Below are 15,590 nucleotides of genomic sequence, written 5' to 3' on the forward strand. Positions count from 1 at the left end.
GTCGCGCCGCTTATGACTTGACGAACCAGCGCTGCTCGATGCTATGAATCAGGCGGCACACGAGTAACGCACTGACCGTTCCGATCGTGACTTCGCCGAGGCGGATCAGCGCGACTTCCCATGGTGGTCCGATGCGCGGCACCAGCAACATGATGGTGGCGGTGATGCCGCCCAGACGCGCCGCGCTGCCGATATTGGCCACCCAGCAGATGATGATCGCGGCCGCCACTGTCGCCATATACGCGACGAAATAGCCGCCGCCGAGCAGCGTGCCGGCGAGGCCGCATACGCCGCCGACCATCGCGCCAAGAAACTGGTCGCGCGAGAGTTTGCGGGTGTCGACGTAGTTGTGCTGGCTCACCGCAATCGCGGTGATGGCGGCCCAGAACGGCTGATGGGTGTGCAAGGCGCGGGCGATTGTAAACGCAATGCTGGCGCCCGCTACCGCCTGCAGCGCCATCACGCAACCCTCAATGAGACGATCGGGCAGCGGCAGCGATTTCAGGAATGCGAATAGTGAATCGGCGGCGCTTGCCTGCGCTGCGCGCCGGGTCTGGGGAGATTCCGTCATGAGGCCTTGTCGCATAGAGACTGGGTGAACAGCTGGATATTCTATCGACTCATTGCGGGGCCCAACCGTATTCCGGCGCACTTTCATGGATCCGGGCCGCGCGCGCGGTGGTACCAGTTCATGAGCGGCGTCGCCGAGACCCCATGTATGACGACCGAGCCCGTCACGACTGCAAGTGCCAGCGGCGCCAGCGGCAGAATCTGCGCTGCCTGACCGTGTTCGAGTGCATAGGCGAGGTAGTAAAAGGAGCCCGTGCCGCGAATGCCAAACCAGCTCATCAGACGGCGTTGCGCCTGCGACGCCCGCGAGCCCAGCAACGATAGCTCGACCGCGAGGGGTCTCACCAGCAGAAACAGCACAACGATCAGCGCCGCGCTCTGCCACGTGAAAAGCGGCGCGCGCAGAGTAGCGAGCACGTTGCCGATCATGGCCATGATGGCCACTTCGGCGATCCGCTCCAGCTCGATCGTGAAGCCCAGCACCGATTCGGTCATGTAAGCGTGGGCCTTGTCCGGATCCGCGGCGGTCGCGGACACGTCTTCGGAATCGACCGTGCCGATCGTGCTGCGCGGCGAGCGCTCGCCGCTCGCCTGGTGTTCGACGCGCCGCATCGCGACGCCCGCTGCGAACACCGCAAGGAATCCGTAGGCATAGGCGAGTTGGGCGGCGCCAAACGACAGTTCGATCAGTCCCAGTGCAAAAAACCCTTCCAGGCCGAGCGCCTGCGCGTGGTGGGTCCGCAGCCAGGTGACGGCGTGCGTCGTGGCCCAGCCGAGCGCGGCGCCAATCGCAACCGCACCCGCGATTCCCCAGACAGCTGTGGCGGCAAAACGCCAGCTTAACGCCGTGGTCATGGAGCCAGGCGGAGCCGCGCAAAGCGCGAGGCCGAGCATTGCGAACGGCAGCGCGATCCCGTCGTTCAGGCCGCCTTCGCCGGAGAGCGCGAAGCGCAACAGGTCGCGGTCACCTGGGTTGTGAACCTGCACGTCGTGGGCGAGCACGGGATCGGTCGGCGCAAGAATCGCGGCGAGCAGCAGGGCGGGCCCCCAGTCGAGGCGCAGCACGTAGACTCCGAACAGCATCAGCAAGGGGATCGTCAGGAGCATGGCTGGAGCGCCCAGGCGCAGCGGCAGCCACCACAGGGCGTCGAAGACCGGTACGCGCAATCGCAGGCCGATGGCGAACAGCGAGACCAGCAAGGCGATCTCGGTGATGATCCGCAGCAAATGCGCGTCGCCGACGATATCGAGGTGCAACAGGTTCACTCCGGCCGGCCCGAGTGCGTAGCCGATGCCCAGATAGAACATGGCGGCGCTGACCGGCAGCCGCCTGAAAGTGGTCGCGGCGACGCCCATAAAGACGAGCACGCCGCCGACGATGAGAAACCAGAGTGTTTCGTCCATAGGCATCCGGTGAGGCGGGGCGCTGGCGGGGCCAACGGAGGCTTTGCGCCGAACCAGCGCCGATCCGCCAGGCGTAACGCGCGTTACGGGGAGCGGCCGAAAGCGATACGCAGCTTGCGCTTGGCCTGCTCGAGGGTGGCGCGGCGTCCTTTGGGCAGGTTTTTGCCGGCGCGATTTATATAGAAATTAAGCATCGACATGGCCGACTGGAAGGGCGTGCCCTTGCGTCGCCGGCTATGCGTCGAAGAGCGTTTCAACGACTCGGCAATCGACTCCGCGCTACCGGTCTTGAAGACGTTCGCTTCGATGTCCATGGCGTCGCTGGTTTCCATGACGTGATGCGACCAGCGGTTCGAACGGCTCGCTTGCTGGGCACCGCCTGTTTTCGCATGGCGGCTTGCGGTGGCCCGCGCATGACGTTGGCGGGGCGGTCGCCCGGACTTTGCGCGGGCCACCGGGCGTCTCGATTTTTTGCTGACCATGATGTTGTGCCTCGTATGAAGAGTGGGCGCGCCACCAGGTGGAACGCTAAGCGGTGGAGCGCCACCCGGTGCAGCGCCGCCATCAGGTTGACCCTCCGGTCACAGTTTGACGCCACCGGCCTCAGGCGCTTCCGCACCGCCCGGCAGAGTCGCCCCGACACCGAGATCGTCGCGGCCCCAGTACGGTTCGCTGCCGTAAAACTGGTGGACCGAGGTTGCCCATGTCTGATCGGCCATCGACGGCCAATGATCCTTGTCGAAGCCTGGCGCGTTTTTGATGCTTTCCGACGACATGCCCAGCTGGAAGCACTTGCGTTCCGTGTCGAGGGTCAGCGCATCCCAGGGAATGGCGAGCAGCTTGTCGCCCATGCCGAGGAAGCCGCCGCTCGACAGGACCGCGTACGCAATGCGCCCCGAGCGTACGTCCAGCATGATGTCCTTGACCTTGCCGATGTCGTCGCCTTCGCTGCTGAGAACCTTGTTGCCGTCGAGCGTGGCCGCTGCCATCACGTCCGGTCCGGGCCCGTCAGCGCTACGGCTGCCTTTGCCGACGATCTTCGCGCCGGCGCCAGCACCGGTGCTCGTGCGGGTTTCGTTGAGTATGCTCATGATGTGTCTCCCAGGACAGATTGATGTCCCTTCATCACAGCAACGCTTGTTCCTTCGATGACGCGTCGCTGGATATCTCTCGCGAGCTTGCTTTCCATACGCTTTCATTGTGCGAGCGCCCGGCGGCTTCTGCGGTCTGCTCCGCAACCCATGACACAGCGCGTAAAAAGCGTCGCGCAGATTGCAATTCTTGCGCGATGGGCGACGGTGGCTGAGGCGTCGCGGACGAAATATGGCCGCGGCAGGGCACGTATTCGGTAGTTTGCTAAATCGGCCCGTTTCTTGCTGCGTTGCACAGCAACCAGGGCAGTAAACACCGTATCTTTTTCGGAATCAGCATGACCGCGGACAGATTCAATGCGCGCGCCCCCTCGTGTCACGGTCCTCGCCGTGACACCGACAGCCAATCCCCGACCGGCCGAACCGTTGTGCGTGAGCCGGCGTCCGCACAACCGGTCAGGACCCCGCAGGCGCAGATCCAGCAGGCGCAGATCCAGCAGGCGCAGCAGTCCCAACACTCCCCGCAGTCCCAACACCCGGATGCAACGCGTTCCGCGACCCAGTCTGCTCCGCAGCAAATCAGCGCGCTGCAGATTCTGATCGCGTTGCTCGTGACGCCGCTTGCCTGGCTTGCTCAGGTGAGCATCGCCGAGATGGTGCTCGGGCAGCGCTGTGTGGCCGGCGCGCCGCTATTCGTCGTGCACGCCATGGCCTGGACACCGCTGACGGTCGTCGTGGCGAGCGTCGTCTGCCTGATATTCGCCGCGTTTGGCACATTCGTGGCATGGCGCAACCTGTGGCGTACCGCGCACATTCCGTGGCGCTTCCCCGCAGCCCTCAAGGGCACACGGGCCGAACGCGACTGGTTTTTGTCGAGAATCTGTGCGATGTCCAGCACCATGTTTATCCTCGGCCTGATTGCCACCGATGTCGCGATGCTGGTCATCGCACCGTGCAGCCCGTGGTAGCCGCAGCGGCGCGAAGACGACACGAGAACTAGCCCGTCACGGCCGTGCGGCCACCTCGTCGAGATGCAGCAGCAGATCGGCGGGGTCTTCGTAGACGCGCAACGCGCCGGCACGTTCGAGTTCATCCTGACCGTAGCCACCCGACAGCACACCAACTCCCAACGCGCGGCAGCGCTGCGCGGCCAGCATGTCCCAGATGCTGTCGCCCACCACCACGCTTTGTTCAATCTGCACGCCCAGGCGGTGCGCCGCGGCAATGAACAAATCGGGATCGGGCTTGGCGTATTTGACGGCGTCGCGCGTAACGACCACCGTTTTCTCAGGATCGACCCCGAGCGCAGCCAGATTTACGGCGGCGGTTTCCATGCGGCCGCTCGTCGCGATGGCCCAGCGTGTGCCGCTCTCGGTCAGAGCGGCGAGCAGTTCGCGAGCGCCGGGTAACGGCCGCACCTGGTTGCCCAGTTTTTTGTAGGCCTCGGCATGCGCGTGCCGCAAGTGCTCGATGCGCTCCGCGCTCATTTCGCTGCGCGTCTCGCGCAGTAGCTGGTTCGTGAAGAGGCCGCCACTCATGCCGATCTTGCGATGGATGCGCCATACCGACAGTTCGATTCCTTCCTGATCGAGCGCCTGCTTCCACGCAAGGACGTGTTGATAAACGCTGTCGACGAGCGTGCCGTCGAGATCGAACAGAAAGGCGGTCTGGATGCGCATGGTGTTCCTCCGAAAACGGTTGAGCGATAGTGCCAGGAAAGTGACGAAATCCACGAGGCACTATGGTGCACCTTTGCGAGCGAAAGCGGGGGTGGAAATTGGTGCGGCCGGCCAGGTGCGGCCGGCCAGGTGAGCCGTCACGTCGTAGTCGGCCGGGCCTGCCGCGACGCCGTGCGGGCCGAATTGCGCACGCGCGTGACGCGTGGCGCGTTCGGCGTGCCCGACGATTTCCTCATGGCGCGAGATTTGGTAAGGAGTGCGGTGAGTTGTGCGTCGCTCACGGAATTCGCCGTATCAACCGCCTCGCGCGCGAGCGTCGTGGTGGCCGGAGCACTCGACGAGCGGCGCTTGCGCGAACCGTTAGCTGCCTGTCGCGCCGCCTGCTTTGCGCTGCGCGAGAGCAGGATCGCGAAAGCCGCTTCGTCGACGCGCAGACCTCGCCGCGGCCGGCAATTCGCAATGCCTTGCAGTTCATCGGCTTCGAACGCGGTAATCACAGCCGGATGGATATAGCAGCGTCTGCACACAGCTGGCGTATTGCGCAACAGCGCGGCCACTTCTTTCACCGTCGCCACCACATGCCGCCTTGCCTCCGCCGCGCTATCGCACAGCAGACGGCGCAGCGCGGCGAACGCATACACGCTGCCAGCCCACGTCCGATAATCCTTGGCAGTGAAATCGGCATCGCTCGCGCGTTTCAGATAGTCGTTGATCTCGGCCGAGCCGACCGTGTGACGCGTACCGTCCTCATCGACGTACTGAAACAGATCGTGCCCGGGCAACTCGGCGCAGCGAAGCACGATGCGCTTCACGCGTGGATTGTCGATGGTCACGTCGTGCTCAATACCGCTCTTGCCGCGAAAACGGAAGCGAACCCGGCCGGCTTCCACTTTCAGATGTTTTTTGCGCAACGTCGTCAGCCCATATGACTGGTTGTCGCGTGCATATTCGGCGTTACCGATCCGGATCAGCGTGGAGTCGAGCAACTGCACGATGGCAGCAATTACCTTGTCGCCTGGCATGCCGCGAAGCTTCAGATCGCGTGACACGCGCGCGCGAATTTTTGGCAAGGCCCGGCCGAATGCCGTCATGCGTTCGTATTTGTCGGCGTCGCGCGTTTCGCGCCAGCGCGGGTGGTAGCGGTACTGCTTGCGTCCGCGTGCATCGCGGCCAGTTGCCTGGATATGGCCGCGCGGGTCAGGGCAGATCCAGACGTCGGCATAAGCAGGGGGAATTGCCAGCGCGTTGATACGGGCAATTTCATCGGCATCCTCGATCCGTTTGCCCGCGACATCGAAATAGGCAAAGCCCTCTTTAAGCAGCTTGCGCGAGTAGCCGGGACGTGTGTCGTCGGCGTGCCGCAAGCCGCTGGGCATTGTGCTTTGCGTTGCTGCCGTCGCGCTTGTGCTGGCAGCGATGGTCGCGGACTGATGTCGGGCAGATCGGGGCGGGGCGGTCATGGTTGCCTTTAATCCATGTAGTAAGTGGCGCAGCCAGGTGGACTCATTTATCAACTCAATTATCAACTCAGCCTGTCCGACTCAACCTCAACACGTCGATCAACCAGGCGATCCATGCACTCGCCTCAAGCAAGGGCAGTGCCCGTCCGCGACACCGCGTGCGGAACACTCCTTGCGGCGCTTCAGTGCAGTTGTCGAAAACCCAAGGAGGTTGAAATGAGCAGCACCCTGAATCCTGATGAAGAACCGCAACACGAGGTTCGTGAGACGGCCAGTTCGACCGGCGCGTTGGGCCCGAGCGACTCCTCCGACAGTGGCAGCGACGTGGCCGGCGCGAAGCGTCACGTGTTCGATGTGGACTCGGAACTCGACAACCACGCGCTTGAAACCGGCGACGCCGAACTCCGCAGCGACACGGACCGCCATGGCACCGGCGAGCGCGCCGCCGCGGACGGCGACGCCACGCTCTATCCCGACGCGGACATCGAACCGGACCGCGTCGACGACTCGTTTGCGCCCGACGTATCAGACGATCCCGACGATCCGGATGCAGCGCGTCCCGCCTGATGTTGCACGGGCACAGCTCTTGCTCGATACCTCTGGAAACGGAGTGAACGAGTTCAAGGCGAGACCCGGCGCAGCGTCGGTCGATTCATTTTCATGCTCGCAAAGGAGAAACATTGATGGCTAAGTCACTTCAAGGCTGCAAGGTAGCAGTCCTCGCATTAGACGGCTTTGAGCAGGCAGAACTGCTGGAGCCGCAACGCGCGCTCGCCGAGGCCGGCGCAACGGTCCATGTGATTTCGGCAAAGCCGGGCAAGATCCAGGGCTTCAAACATGTGGATAAAGGCGACTCGGTCGCAGTCGACACCACGTTTGACAAGGCCACCGCAGCCGAATACGACGCTGTCGTCCTGCCTGGCGGCGTGGTGAACGGTGACGCGATTCGCTCGCTGCCGCAGGCGCAAGCCTTCGTGAAGGCCGCCAACAGCGCGCACAAGCCGATCGCCGTGATCTGTCATGGCACATGGCTGCCGGTATCGGCGGGCATCATCAAAGGCCGCACGGTGACGAGCTGGCCCAGCCTGCAGGACGATATTCGCAACGCGGGTGGTACATGGGTCGATCAGGAAGTGGTGGAGGACGACAACTTCATCACCAGCCGCAAACCCGACGATCTGCCAGCCTTCAACAGAACGTTGATCGCGCAACTGACCAAGCGCAAGGCCGCTTAAGAATGGCTATTGCGTTGAGCCCCTGAAACGGGTCAGCCGGTGGCAATGGCTGGCCCGCAATCGGCCCTATGAACTGGGAGAAAGTGCATGAGATTCCGGTATTCCATACAAGCCATGATCGCGGCGATGGGACTGGGCGCCGCCTTGCTGGCCGCTATGCAGACGCAAGCTGGTGCCGCCAGCCAGGCGAAGCCCGGCGTGCGGGTTTTTGCGGCTCAGACTTCTCCGCAGACCGGCCCACAGCGCACTGCGGATACTCAACAGTTTGCCACCGGAAACCCGAGTAGGCCCCACGTGAAGACATTCGAACCGAGCGCGCCATGAACGCCATTATTCTGCCGCGGCCCGCCTACGAGGACGCCACCATGCGCATTACTTTTCCTGACGAAGCACCGGGGTTCGACGGCTCGAGTCTGACCGTGCAGTTCACGGCACGCGTCGACGGCGAACCGGTTATTTGTGCAATCACAGCGGAGGCGCTGGAGGATCATTTCGGCGCGGAGTCAGCGCTCGAGGACGCCTTGCTTGGCGCATTCAGGCAGGGCCGCCGGCGGATTCATTCGGTGTGCGCAGAGGCGCTTGACCAAAGCGAAGGAGCAAGCGTAATACTGCATAGCGGACTGTTCCGCGTCGAGGGAATGGAATCCGGCCACGACCGGTAGACACTTGTCAGGACCGCGAAAGGGTATGTCTGTAATCATTTTTCCGCGATGAAAGGAGGATCTATGTCACTCATCGTCGCAGCACGTTTCACGACTTTTCCGGCCGCTGAAGATGCAGCCCAACGTCTTTTCAACAGCGGTTTCGTCGAGGAGGACGTGACGCTATTTTTCGTCAATCCGACCGGACAGCATGCGCGTTATCCGATTGGCGGCGATACCGCCACAGACGCCGGTTCCGCGGAGGCGCCCAAAGGCGCGGGCAAGGGCGTGACGATCGGCGCTGTGCTGGGCGCGGCAGTGGGCGTCGGCATCTTTACCGTGTTTTCGGCGCCGCTGCTCGTATCGGTTATCGCAGCGGGAGTGGGCGCCTATGTCGGCTCGCTGGTCGGTGCCATGTCGCATACGCGCAGCGGGGGCAGGTTAGGGCGCCACGGGACACAGCAGCACGAAACGCGCGATTCAGGTGTGCTGCTCGCGGTACATGTTTCGCCGGATAGCCAGTACGACGCTGCGCGTATCTTGCGCGATACGGGCGGTGCGGCAATCGAACGTGCGAACGGACGTTGGCAACGCGGCCGTTGGGCCGATTTCGATCCCACGCGTCCGCCGGAAACGATGCCTGAACTCAACGAGAAGCACGCCTAAGCGAGCTCAACGACGACGGGGCCACAAATAACGCAGGGCTACTCATGGCCCGCGCATAAGGAAACGGCGACCGCAATCGATGCGGCCGCCGCGCTTTCTTTATAGCCCGGATTTCTTATACCCAGATACGTAGGGCCGCTTGCTGTGGGTGGGCCGCTCCGTCCACCGAACGTTCGCCGCGCACAGTCGCGCAAGCCGCTGGCGCCAATCCCTGGTGCGTTGTGCCGCAGCTCATTGTTTGTGCGGCACTTTGCGGCGCAGTCCTCAGTACGTATTCACGGACCTGCACGGCAGCAGCTGACGTGACGATTGCCACAGCCAGCAGAAACTCGGCTCTCCTGATCTTCATAATGAGGCTCCCTTTGTCGTTGCGTGCCCATTGATTTTCGATTGCGGAGGGCTCGTCCTGTCTCGCAGGAGGCGCACACCGGTGCGGGCAGCACCATCGATACAGCAACATCTATGCCATTGCATTGCATTCGCTCGCAGGCCCGGTAGAAGGCCGTCCGAAGCCAGTTCGAGGGACGTTTGGCGCCGCGCCGGGCATCTGCGCAGGATTGCCGCCGGGCAACATTTACGCGGCTGGGTAACTTTGCCAAAGGTAGTTTGGGGGCAAGCGCGGGCCGCGGAGGCTTGTATGCGCTATCGCGCCACACCCACCGTGAGGACGCCCGCGAGCCCAGCCCGGGCACACGTCATGCGGCATTGAATGGGAGCCGCTGCCACCGGCAGTGGGCCGATGAACTATGAAACGGAGGAATGCAATGTCTACCAACGTGACCGCTGTATTGAACGATCTGGTTGAAACATCGAAGGACGGCGAGCGTGGCTTTCGCAAGGCTGCCGAAGACGCGCACGATGCGCAACTCAAGTCGCTCTTTGTCTCGCGTGCCGACGACTGCACACGCGGTGCACGCGAGTTGCAGGACCTGGTCCAGAGACTGGGCGGCAAGCCGGAAACTGGCGGCACCGTGAGCGGTGCGCTCCATCGCGGCTGGACAGACGTTAAAAGCGCCGTGGCCGGTCGTGACGACCACTCGATTCTCGCAGACTGCGAAAAGGGCGAGGACGTAGCGAAGAAGCATTATCACGACGCACTCGACAAGGAGTTGCCGGCCGACGTGCGAATCGTGGTGGAAAAGCAGTATCAGGGCGTTCTGCTGAATCACGATCGCATTCGCGATCTGCGTGACCAGTACGCGGCTGCCAAGCACTAAGCCCAAACGCCGCGCATTAAAAGCCCAAAAGCAAGGGGCCGTCCGCAACGCGGATGGCCCCTTTTTCATCAGGACACCGCCGAAGCGATGTCCGAACGAATAGTTGCTGGCGGCTTTACTCGGCCACCACCTTCAGATGATTCTTCACGCTCGCCACGCCATCGACGTCTTTCGCGACTTCCGCTGCAGCGGACTTGTCATCCGAGGTCGGCACCGTACCCGTGAGCCACACCACGCCTTGGCGCGTCTTCACGTGAATATGCGTCGACTTGACGTTCTTGGCGCCGAGCAGATCGGCCTTCACCTTGGTGGTGATGGTGCCGTCGTCGACGTGCTGGCCAATCGTTTCCGAACTGGCGGACGGTGCATTGGTCTGGGCCGAGGCGTTCAGGGCGAAAGCGACACAGGCAGCGACGCCAGCGGTCTTCAGAAAATGGATGGTCTTCATATAACTGCTCCTTCGTGTTGTTGATAAGAGATGCGGTCTTGTTACCTATGCGGTCGATCGCAACTGGATGCCAGCCGCCGATGACACGCGTGGGATCGTTGCCGCTACGGTTCCGTCAGGGCCGTTAATCGACACCGGATACGCGACTCATTCACTTGACGCTGGTTGCGCTGCGTTGGCGCGGCGCGCTTGTCATTTGACTGAGGTTTATCCGTCCACACGACCATAGCCGCAAGGAGTGTGCCCAACGGTGCGCATTTGCTTCGCAAAGGGCGGACATGGGTCGCCTGGAGGGCGTGTAAGCCTGCCGGGACTGGCGTGGCGGCCCGCGGAGCGGGCCTGTAAAAGGCGTCGCCGTCCGCTGCGCATTTTTCCGGCCAATTGTAAAAAATGGCGCCGCAAGCGGCCTGCCTGAGCCTGGTGAAAAAGCAAAGATGAGAAAAAACAGCGGTTTGCGCGAGCTGGTACGACAGTTGCTCTGGTAGTGCCAAGCCTCTTTTTTAGAACTATCCCAAGGACTGACTACAATGCCGCCTTCAATTGAACTACGCACAAGGCAATCACTGGCACTGACTCCGCGGTTGCAGCAGTCAGTGCGGCTATTGCAGTTATCGTCCCTCGAGTTCCAGCAGGAGTTGCGTACTGCGCTCGACACCAATCCATTTCTCGAGTACGACGCGACCGACACGGAAGACGTTGCGCTCGCAACCTCTTCGACCGGCGACGATAGCATCCCGGTTGCGGCTGGCGACACCGTCAGCGCGAGCGAGCCCGATACGATGCTCGACAGTGCAGTAGCCGATTCGCGTGAGAGCATGGCGTCGGATGAATCGTCGGGCGACATGTCGTCCGGTGACTTCTCAGGCGAATTCTCCGGTGACTCGTTTAGCCGCAACTCGTCGCGCCAGAACGGCGATTCCGAGGGCAGCGACCCGGCCGAATGGGCCCGCTCCCAACCTTCGCTGCGCGAACAGTTGCACGACGCGCTGCGGCTGTACCGCCTCGACCAGCGTGACCGCGAAGTTGCCCGGTTCGTGATCGAAGCGCTCGACGACGACGGCTACCTGCGCCAGGATCTCGCGGATCTGGCCGCAATCGTCGAACTCGAACCGGCTTTGACGGAAGAGGAATTGCTGGTGGCGCTGCGCCTCGTGCAGTCGCTCGATCGTCCGGGACTCGGCGCACGTTCGCTCTCCGAGTGTCTCGAGCTACAACTGCATGCGATGCCCGTCGACGTGCCGGGTCGCGATGTCGCCCTGCAGATCGTCCAGCATCATCTCGAACGTCTTGCGCGCCGCGAGCAGGCCGAATTGCAAAAGCAGATTGGTTGCTCGGCGGAAGAACTGCGCGTGGCTTGTGCTCTCGTGCGCAAACTCGATCCAAAGCCAGGTAATTTTTATGGCCGCACGGAAGACAACTATGTCGTGCCGGACGTGATCGTTCGCCAGGTGCGTAACAAATGGATTGTGAATATCAATCCGGCTGTGCAGCCGCGCGCGCGGATTCACCGCATGTATGCCGAGCTGTTCGCGCAGTCAGCCGGTGCAAGCCGTTCGCCGCTTGCACAGCAGCTGCAGGAGGCACGCTGGCTGATCCGCAATGCGCAACAGCGCTTCGATACGATTCAACGCGTGGCCGAATGCATCGTCGCGCATCAGAAGGCGTTTTTCCAGTACGGCGAGATCGCGCTTAAACCGATGGTGCTGCGTGACGTTGCCGAAGAACTCGGCTTGCATGAATCCACCATCTCGCGCGCGACGGGCAACAAGTATATGGCGACGCCGCGAGGCATCTTCGAATTCAAGCATTTCTTCCCGCGCGAACTGGGCACCGAAAGTGGCGGCACCTGTTCGGCTGCGGCTGTCCGTGCGCTGCTCAAGGAAATGATCGCCGCGGAAAACACCAACGATCCGCTGTCGGATGTGACCTTGGCTCGCATGCTCGCCGAGCAGGGCGTGCTGGTCGCACGGCGGACAGTGGCAAAGTACCGCCATCTGATGAAGGTGCCGCCGGCTGAGTTGCGTCGTCAGCTCTGAGCAAATCGCGCAGACTTCTCCCTTGCACATTGTTTGCAACGATGGACGTTTTGCCCACTCCCCATTACATTGATGGCCGGACAGGTTTTGCCGTGAGGAGTGGGGATGAAGTATTCAAGTCTGGTCGAGCGCCTGCAGGGCAAGCGCACGTCCGCGTGGGAAATTCACCATGCCGCGCAACAGGCGCGGGCGAGAGGCGAAGATGTGATCGTGCTGAGCGTCGGCGATCCGGACTTCGCGACACCTGAGGCGATCGTCGAAAGGGCAGTCGAAGCGCTGCGCGGCGGCGACACGCACTACACCACGGTGGTTGGGCGTGAGCCGCTACGGGCGGCGATTGCCCGCGAACACACCCGCACCACTGGCCGTTCCGTCGGCGTCGAAAACGTGATGTTGTGCGCCGGCGCGCAGAACGGCATTTTCGCCGCGGCGCTGTGTCTTTGCGAACCCGGCGACGAAGTGGTCGTGCCGGAGCCGCTCTATCTGACCTACGAAGCCTGTGTGCGGGCCTCGGGCGCTACGCTGGTGCCTGTGCCCGTCGACCCGGCACGTGGTTTTCATCTGGATTGCGATGCGCTCGAAGCGGCTATCACGCCGCGCACCAAAGCGATCTTCTTTGCCACTCCGTGTAACCCGACCGGCGTCGTGATGCCGCGTGCCGATCTGGAACGCATCGCGCAACTCGCTCGCCAGCATGATCTGTGGGTCGTGTCCGACGAGGTGTATGCCGATCTCACCTTCGAGCGCGAGCACGTCAGTATCGCCTCGCTCGAAGGGATGGCCGAACGGACCGTGACGATCGCGAGCCTCTCGAAGTCGCATGCGATGGCGGGTTGGCGCGTAGGCTGGGCGATCGGGCCGGCGGAGCTGATCGGGCATCTCGGGCGGCTCGCGTTATGCATGCTGTATGGCCTGCCTGGGTTTATCCAGGAGGCCGCGCTTGTGGCGTTCGAGCAAAAGGCGCAGATCGTCGCGGATATGCGCGAAGTCTACCGGCGCCGCCGTGACGTCGTGTATGAGCGCTTGAGCCAAGTGCACGGACTGCGCTGCCTGTTGCCCGAAGCAGGCATGTTCATGATGGTCGACGTCAGCGGCTGCGGTCTCGATACGGTCGAATTCACCTGGCAACTGTTTCGCGCTCAGGGTGTCTCGCTGCTCGACGCCAGCGCGTTCGGCGAGACGGCCAACGGCTTCGTGCGGCTTGGCTTTGTGGTCGACGAAGCGCGTCTGGCCGAAGCCTGCGACCGGATCGCGGCCTTCGTCGCGGGTCTGCAGGTCCGGGCACCGGCGCTGAACGCCGGCTGAGGCGGTCTTGCCGCAGCGATTCTCGCGCTGCGATCTTGATGCCTTGTTTTGATGCCCTGTGTTTTGATGCCCTGTTTACGTCGGGCGGACAGGTTTTTGTTCGCCCGATACGTCGTTCCACGTATTGTTCATCGCACGCGAATAGCCAGCGGGCGATATGCAGAACAGCCAGACGAACAGGGGAAGGGAAAACCGCACCACACGGGCCACACGAATAGTGGGCCTGACGCTCGGCGCGTTGACACTGTCATTTGCGAGCGCGATGCAGGCGGCCGAAGCGCCGCGTATCACGGATGCGCCAATGCTCGACGCACCGCACGTTGCTGCCCCGGTCATGGCGAGCCAACCGCCTGACGGCTCCAACGCATCGGCACTGGTTGAAATTGCAACTATCCTGTCGGGACAATTTCGCGTGGCGCGCGGTGAATCCACCACCATCGCGCAAGCCGTGCTCGATGCGGCGAATCGCTTTGCGATGTCGCCGGTGCTGCTGCTCGGCGTGATCGCCACCGAATCGGGCTTCAACCGACGCGCGGTCAGCACCGCCGGCGCGAAAGGTCTGATGCAGGTGTTGCCCTCGGCGCATCCGCAACTGGTGTCGGGCGGCAAGGATCTGTCCGACCCCGTCGTCAACGTGACCATCGGCTCGTCGATCTTGCGCGGCTATCTGGACGCCTCGGGTGGCGATCTCAACGAGGCCTTGTCGCGCTACAGCGGCGGCGGCAAAGGCTACGCGCGGCGCGTGGCGTTGCATATGCAGCAGTTCTCCGCGCGATTGCAGGCGCAGCCCGATGGATTCGTGAAGGTCGCGCTGGTCGAACCGCGCTGAAGCGCTGCTTGTTGCTTCGCGCAGATTGTTCGCGTTTGCTGGACTTTCCATCCAGCCGCGACCGGCCAATAGCGGCGCTTGCCGCTCCTATACTGTGACTCCCCACTCAATGTCCCGGAGGATGTCATGGCAGATCACTCTCTCAACGGTAAGGTGGTCGTGATCGGAGGCGGTGCGAAGAACCTGGGCGGGCTGATTTCCCGCGAGCTCGCCAAGTGTGGCGCGGCTGCGGTCGCGGTGCACTACAACAGCGATGCGACCCGCGGCGCCGCGGAAGAAACCGTTGCCGCCGTGCAGGCCGCCGGCGCGAAAGCGATTGCGGTGCAGGGCGACCTGACCCAGCCCGCCAACGTCACACGGCTGTTCGACGAAGCGCTGAAGCAGTTCGGCAAGATCGATATCGCGGTGAATACCACGGGCATGGTCATCAAGAAGCCGATGGTCGAAGTGACCGAGCACGACTACGACACGATCTTCGCAGTCAACTCGAAGGCGGCGTTCTTCTTTCTGCAGGAAGCGGGCAAGAAGCTGGCGGATAACGGCAAGGTCGTTACTATCGTGACCTCGCTGCTGTCGGCTTACACGCCGTTCTATTCGATCTATCCCGGCAGCAAGGCGCCGATCGAACACTACACGCGCGCTGCTTCGAAGGAGTTCGGCGAGCGCGGCATCTCGGTGAACGCGATCGGCCCGGGTCCGATGGATACGCCGTTTTTCTATCCGGCTGAATCAAAAGAGTCCGCTGCCTATCACGCGACCGCCGCCGCTCTCAGCAAATCGACGAAAAGCGGCCTGACCGAAATCGGCGATATCGCACCGATTGTCAAATTCCTCGTCACCGACGGTTGGTGGATCACAGGGCAGACGATCTTTGCCAACGGCGGCTATACGACGCGCTAACTGTCAGGCCCGGCGCATTCGACCTATGCCTTGGCTTCCGGAGTCTTTGACGTTGCTTGTGCCTATGCAGCATTCATGCTTCAGTCTGGTTCGTGACAAAGCAAATGGA

General features: G+C 62.5%; 17 protein-coding genes. 10 read left to right on the forward strand and 7 right to left on the reverse strand.

What is annotated here, in order from left to right:
- Positions 1-10 precede the first annotated feature (10 nt).
- The 4 genes from P3T24_RS03595 to P3T24_RS03610 all read right to left on the reverse strand — a co-directional run bounded on the left by P3T24_RS03595 (position 11) and on the right by P3T24_RS03610 (position 3,065).
- A complete protein-coding gene (locus tag P3T24_RS03595) occupies positions 11-571 on the reverse strand; it encodes an FUSC family protein (protein ID WP_074269480.1) in 561 nt (186 codons plus the stop codon).
- 83 nt (positions 572-654) lie between these two features.
- Complete coding sequence (locus tag P3T24_RS03600; RefSeq protein WP_429432475.1) at positions 655-1,974, reverse strand: cation:proton antiporter; 1,320 nt, start codon at positions 1,972-1,974, stop codon at positions 655-657.
- 83 nt (positions 1,975-2,057) lie between these two features.
- Positions 2,058-2,456 carry a DUF3175 domain-containing protein gene (locus P3T24_RS03605; protein WP_429432477.1) on the reverse strand — a complete coding sequence of 133 codons (399 nt, stop codon included), beginning with the start codon at positions 2,454-2,456 and terminating at the stop codon, positions 2,058-2,060.
- A 99-nt stretch (positions 2,457-2,555) separates the two neighbouring features.
- Positions 2,556-3,065 (reverse strand): PRC-barrel domain-containing protein, encoded by a 510-nt coding sequence (locus P3T24_RS03610; RefSeq protein WP_074268677.1) that lies wholly within the window; start codon positions 3,063-3,065, stop codon positions 2,556-2,558.
- Between the two features lie 338 nt (positions 3,066-3,403).
- On the opposite strand from P3T24_RS03610, the gene P3T24_RS03615 reads away from it, so the two are divergent.
- Entirely contained in the window at positions 3,404-4,033 is a 630-nt protein-coding gene (locus tag P3T24_RS03615; protein ID WP_429432480.1) for a hypothetical protein, read from the forward strand.
- A gap of 36 nt (positions 4,034-4,069) precedes the next feature.
- Here the strand turns inward: P3T24_RS03615 and P3T24_RS03620 are convergent, their stop codons facing one another.
- Positions 4,070-4,744 carry an HAD family hydrolase gene (locus P3T24_RS03620; protein WP_074268676.1) on the reverse strand — a complete coding sequence of 225 codons (675 nt, stop codon included), beginning with the start codon at positions 4,742-4,744 and terminating at the stop codon, positions 4,070-4,072.
- 137 nt (positions 4,745-4,881) lie between these two features.
- Complete coding sequence (locus P3T24_RS03625) at positions 4,882-6,120, reverse strand: DNA topoisomerase IB (protein WP_429432483.1); 1,239 nt, start codon at positions 6,118-6,120, stop codon at positions 4,882-4,884.
- A gap of 300 nt (positions 6,121-6,420) precedes the next feature.
- Between P3T24_RS03625 and P3T24_RS03630 the strand changes: the two genes are divergently transcribed.
- The 5 genes from P3T24_RS03630 (at position 6,421) to P3T24_RS03650 (ending at position 9,963) form a co-directional block, all read left to right on the forward strand.
- Entirely contained in the window at positions 6,421-6,771 is a 351-nt protein-coding gene (locus P3T24_RS03630) for a chemotaxis protein (RefSeq protein WP_429432486.1), read from the forward strand.
- Positions 6,772-6,887: 116 nt separating this feature from the next.
- Positions 6,888-7,439 (forward strand): type 1 glutamine amidotransferase domain-containing protein, encoded by a 552-nt coding sequence (locus P3T24_RS03635; protein WP_429285701.1) that lies wholly within the window; start codon positions 6,888-6,890, stop codon positions 7,437-7,439.
- Positions 7,440-7,759: 320 nt separating this feature from the next.
- Positions 7,760-8,101, forward strand: a complete 342-nt coding sequence (locus P3T24_RS03640; protein ID WP_429285700.1) for a DUF1488 domain-containing protein — start codon at positions 7,760-7,762, stop codon at positions 8,099-8,101.
- A 63-nt stretch (positions 8,102-8,164) separates the two neighbouring features.
- Positions 8,165-8,746 carry a hypothetical protein gene (locus P3T24_RS03645; RefSeq protein ID WP_074268670.1) on the forward strand — a complete coding sequence of 194 codons (582 nt, stop codon included), beginning with the start codon at positions 8,165-8,167 and terminating at the stop codon, positions 8,744-8,746.
- Positions 8,747-9,510: 764 nt separating this feature from the next.
- Positions 9,511-9,963: a PA2169 family four-helix-bundle protein gene (locus P3T24_RS03650; RefSeq protein WP_074268668.1), complete on the forward strand. Its 453-nt coding sequence runs from the start codon at positions 9,511-9,513 to the stop codon at positions 9,961-9,963.
- 115 nt (positions 9,964-10,078) lie between these two features.
- Here P3T24_RS03650 and P3T24_RS03655 read toward each other — a convergent pair whose 3' ends face one another.
- Positions 10,079-10,411: a BON domain-containing protein gene (locus P3T24_RS03655; RefSeq protein ID WP_074268667.1), complete on the reverse strand. Its 333-nt coding sequence runs from the start codon at positions 10,409-10,411 to the stop codon at positions 10,079-10,081.
- A gap of 527 nt (positions 10,412-10,938) precedes the next feature.
- Here P3T24_RS03655 and P3T24_RS03660 point away from each other — a divergent pair.
- From P3T24_RS03660 to P3T24_RS03675, 4 genes are all read left to right on the forward strand, one after another.
- A complete protein-coding gene (locus P3T24_RS03660) occupies positions 10,939-12,447 on the forward strand; it encodes an RNA polymerase factor sigma-54 (RefSeq protein ID WP_429432490.1) in 1,509 nt (502 codons plus the stop codon).
- Between the two features lie 105 nt (positions 12,448-12,552).
- The gene (locus P3T24_RS03665) at positions 12,553-13,752 is read left to right on the forward strand and encodes a pyridoxal phosphate-dependent aminotransferase (protein ID WP_429432493.1); all 1,200 of its coding nucleotides are present in this window, start codon (positions 12,553-12,555) and stop codon (positions 13,750-13,752) included.
- A 157-nt stretch (positions 13,753-13,909) separates the two neighbouring features.
- On the forward strand, positions 13,910-14,581 hold the full coding sequence (locus P3T24_RS03670; protein ID WP_429432495.1) for a lytic transglycosylase domain-containing protein: 672 nt from the start codon (positions 13,910-13,912) through the stop codon (positions 14,579-14,581).
- Between the two features lie 126 nt (positions 14,582-14,707).
- Positions 14,708-15,481, forward strand: a complete 774-nt coding sequence (locus P3T24_RS03675) for an SDR family oxidoreductase (protein ID WP_429432498.1) — start codon at positions 14,708-14,710, stop codon at positions 15,479-15,481.
- Positions 15,482-15,590 lie beyond the last annotated feature (109 nt).

It is taken from the genome of Paraburkholderia sp. GAS33 (genome assembly GCF_050436645.1).
Taxonomy (GTDB): Bacteria; Pseudomonadota; Gammaproteobacteria; order Burkholderiales; family Burkholderiaceae; genus Paraburkholderia; species Paraburkholderia phenazinium_B.

What these genes read in the sequence shown, in the direction of transcription:
- P3T24_RS03595 (WP_074269480.1), bottom strand. Translation starts at nt 571, where the DNA reads ATGACGGAATCTCCCCAGACCCGGCGCGCAGCGCAGGCAAGCGCCGCC.
- P3T24_RS03600 (WP_429432475.1), bottom strand. Translation starts at nt 1,974, where the DNA reads ATGGACGAAACACTCTGGTTTCTCATCGTCGGCGGCGTGCTCGTCTTT.
- P3T24_RS03605 (WP_429432477.1), bottom strand. Translation starts at nt 2,456, where the DNA reads ATGGTCAGCAAAAAATCGAGACGCCCGGTGGCCCGCGCAAAGTCCGGG.
- P3T24_RS03610 (WP_074268677.1), bottom strand. Translation starts at nt 3,065, where the DNA reads ATGAGCATACTCAACGAAACCCGCACGAGCACCGGTGCTGGCGCCGGC.
- P3T24_RS03615 (WP_429432480.1), top strand. Translation starts at nt 3,404, where the DNA reads ATGACCGCGGACAGATTCAATGCGCGCGCCCCCTCGTGTCACGGTCCT.
- P3T24_RS03620 (WP_074268676.1), bottom strand. Translation starts at nt 4,744, where the DNA reads ATGCGCATCCAGACCGCCTTTCTGTTCGATCTCGACGGCACGCTCGTC.
- P3T24_RS03625 (WP_429432483.1), bottom strand. Translation starts at nt 6,120, where the DNA reads ATGCCCAGCGGCTTGCGGCACGCCGACGACACACGTCCCGGCTACTCG.
- P3T24_RS03630 (WP_429432486.1), top strand. Translation starts at nt 6,421, where the DNA reads ATGAGCAGCACCCTGAATCCTGATGAAGAACCGCAACACGAGGTTCGT.
- P3T24_RS03635 (WP_429285701.1), top strand. Translation starts at nt 6,888, where the DNA reads ATGGCTAAGTCACTTCAAGGCTGCAAGGTAGCAGTCCTCGCATTAGAC.
- P3T24_RS03640 (WP_429285700.1), top strand. Translation starts at nt 7,760, where the DNA reads ATGAACGCCATTATTCTGCCGCGGCCCGCCTACGAGGACGCCACCATG.
- P3T24_RS03645 (WP_074268670.1), top strand. Translation starts at nt 8,165, where the DNA reads ATGTCACTCATCGTCGCAGCACGTTTCACGACTTTTCCGGCCGCTGAA.
- P3T24_RS03650 (WP_074268668.1), top strand. Translation starts at nt 9,511, where the DNA reads ATGTCTACCAACGTGACCGCTGTATTGAACGATCTGGTTGAAACATCG.
- P3T24_RS03655 (WP_074268667.1), bottom strand. Translation starts at nt 10,411, where the DNA reads ATGAAGACCATCCATTTTCTGAAGACCGCTGGCGTCGCTGCCTGTGTC.
- P3T24_RS03660 (WP_429432490.1), top strand. Translation starts at nt 10,939, where the DNA reads ATGCCGCCTTCAATTGAACTACGCACAAGGCAATCACTGGCACTGACT.
- P3T24_RS03665 (WP_429432493.1), top strand. Translation starts at nt 12,553, where the DNA reads ATGAAGTATTCAAGTCTGGTCGAGCGCCTGCAGGGCAAGCGCACGTCC.
- P3T24_RS03670 (WP_429432495.1), top strand. Translation starts at nt 13,910, where the DNA reads ATGCAGAACAGCCAGACGAACAGGGGAAGGGAAAACCGCACCACACGG.
- P3T24_RS03675 (WP_429432498.1), top strand. Translation starts at nt 14,708, where the DNA reads ATGGCAGATCACTCTCTCAACGGTAAGGTGGTCGTGATCGGAGGCGGT.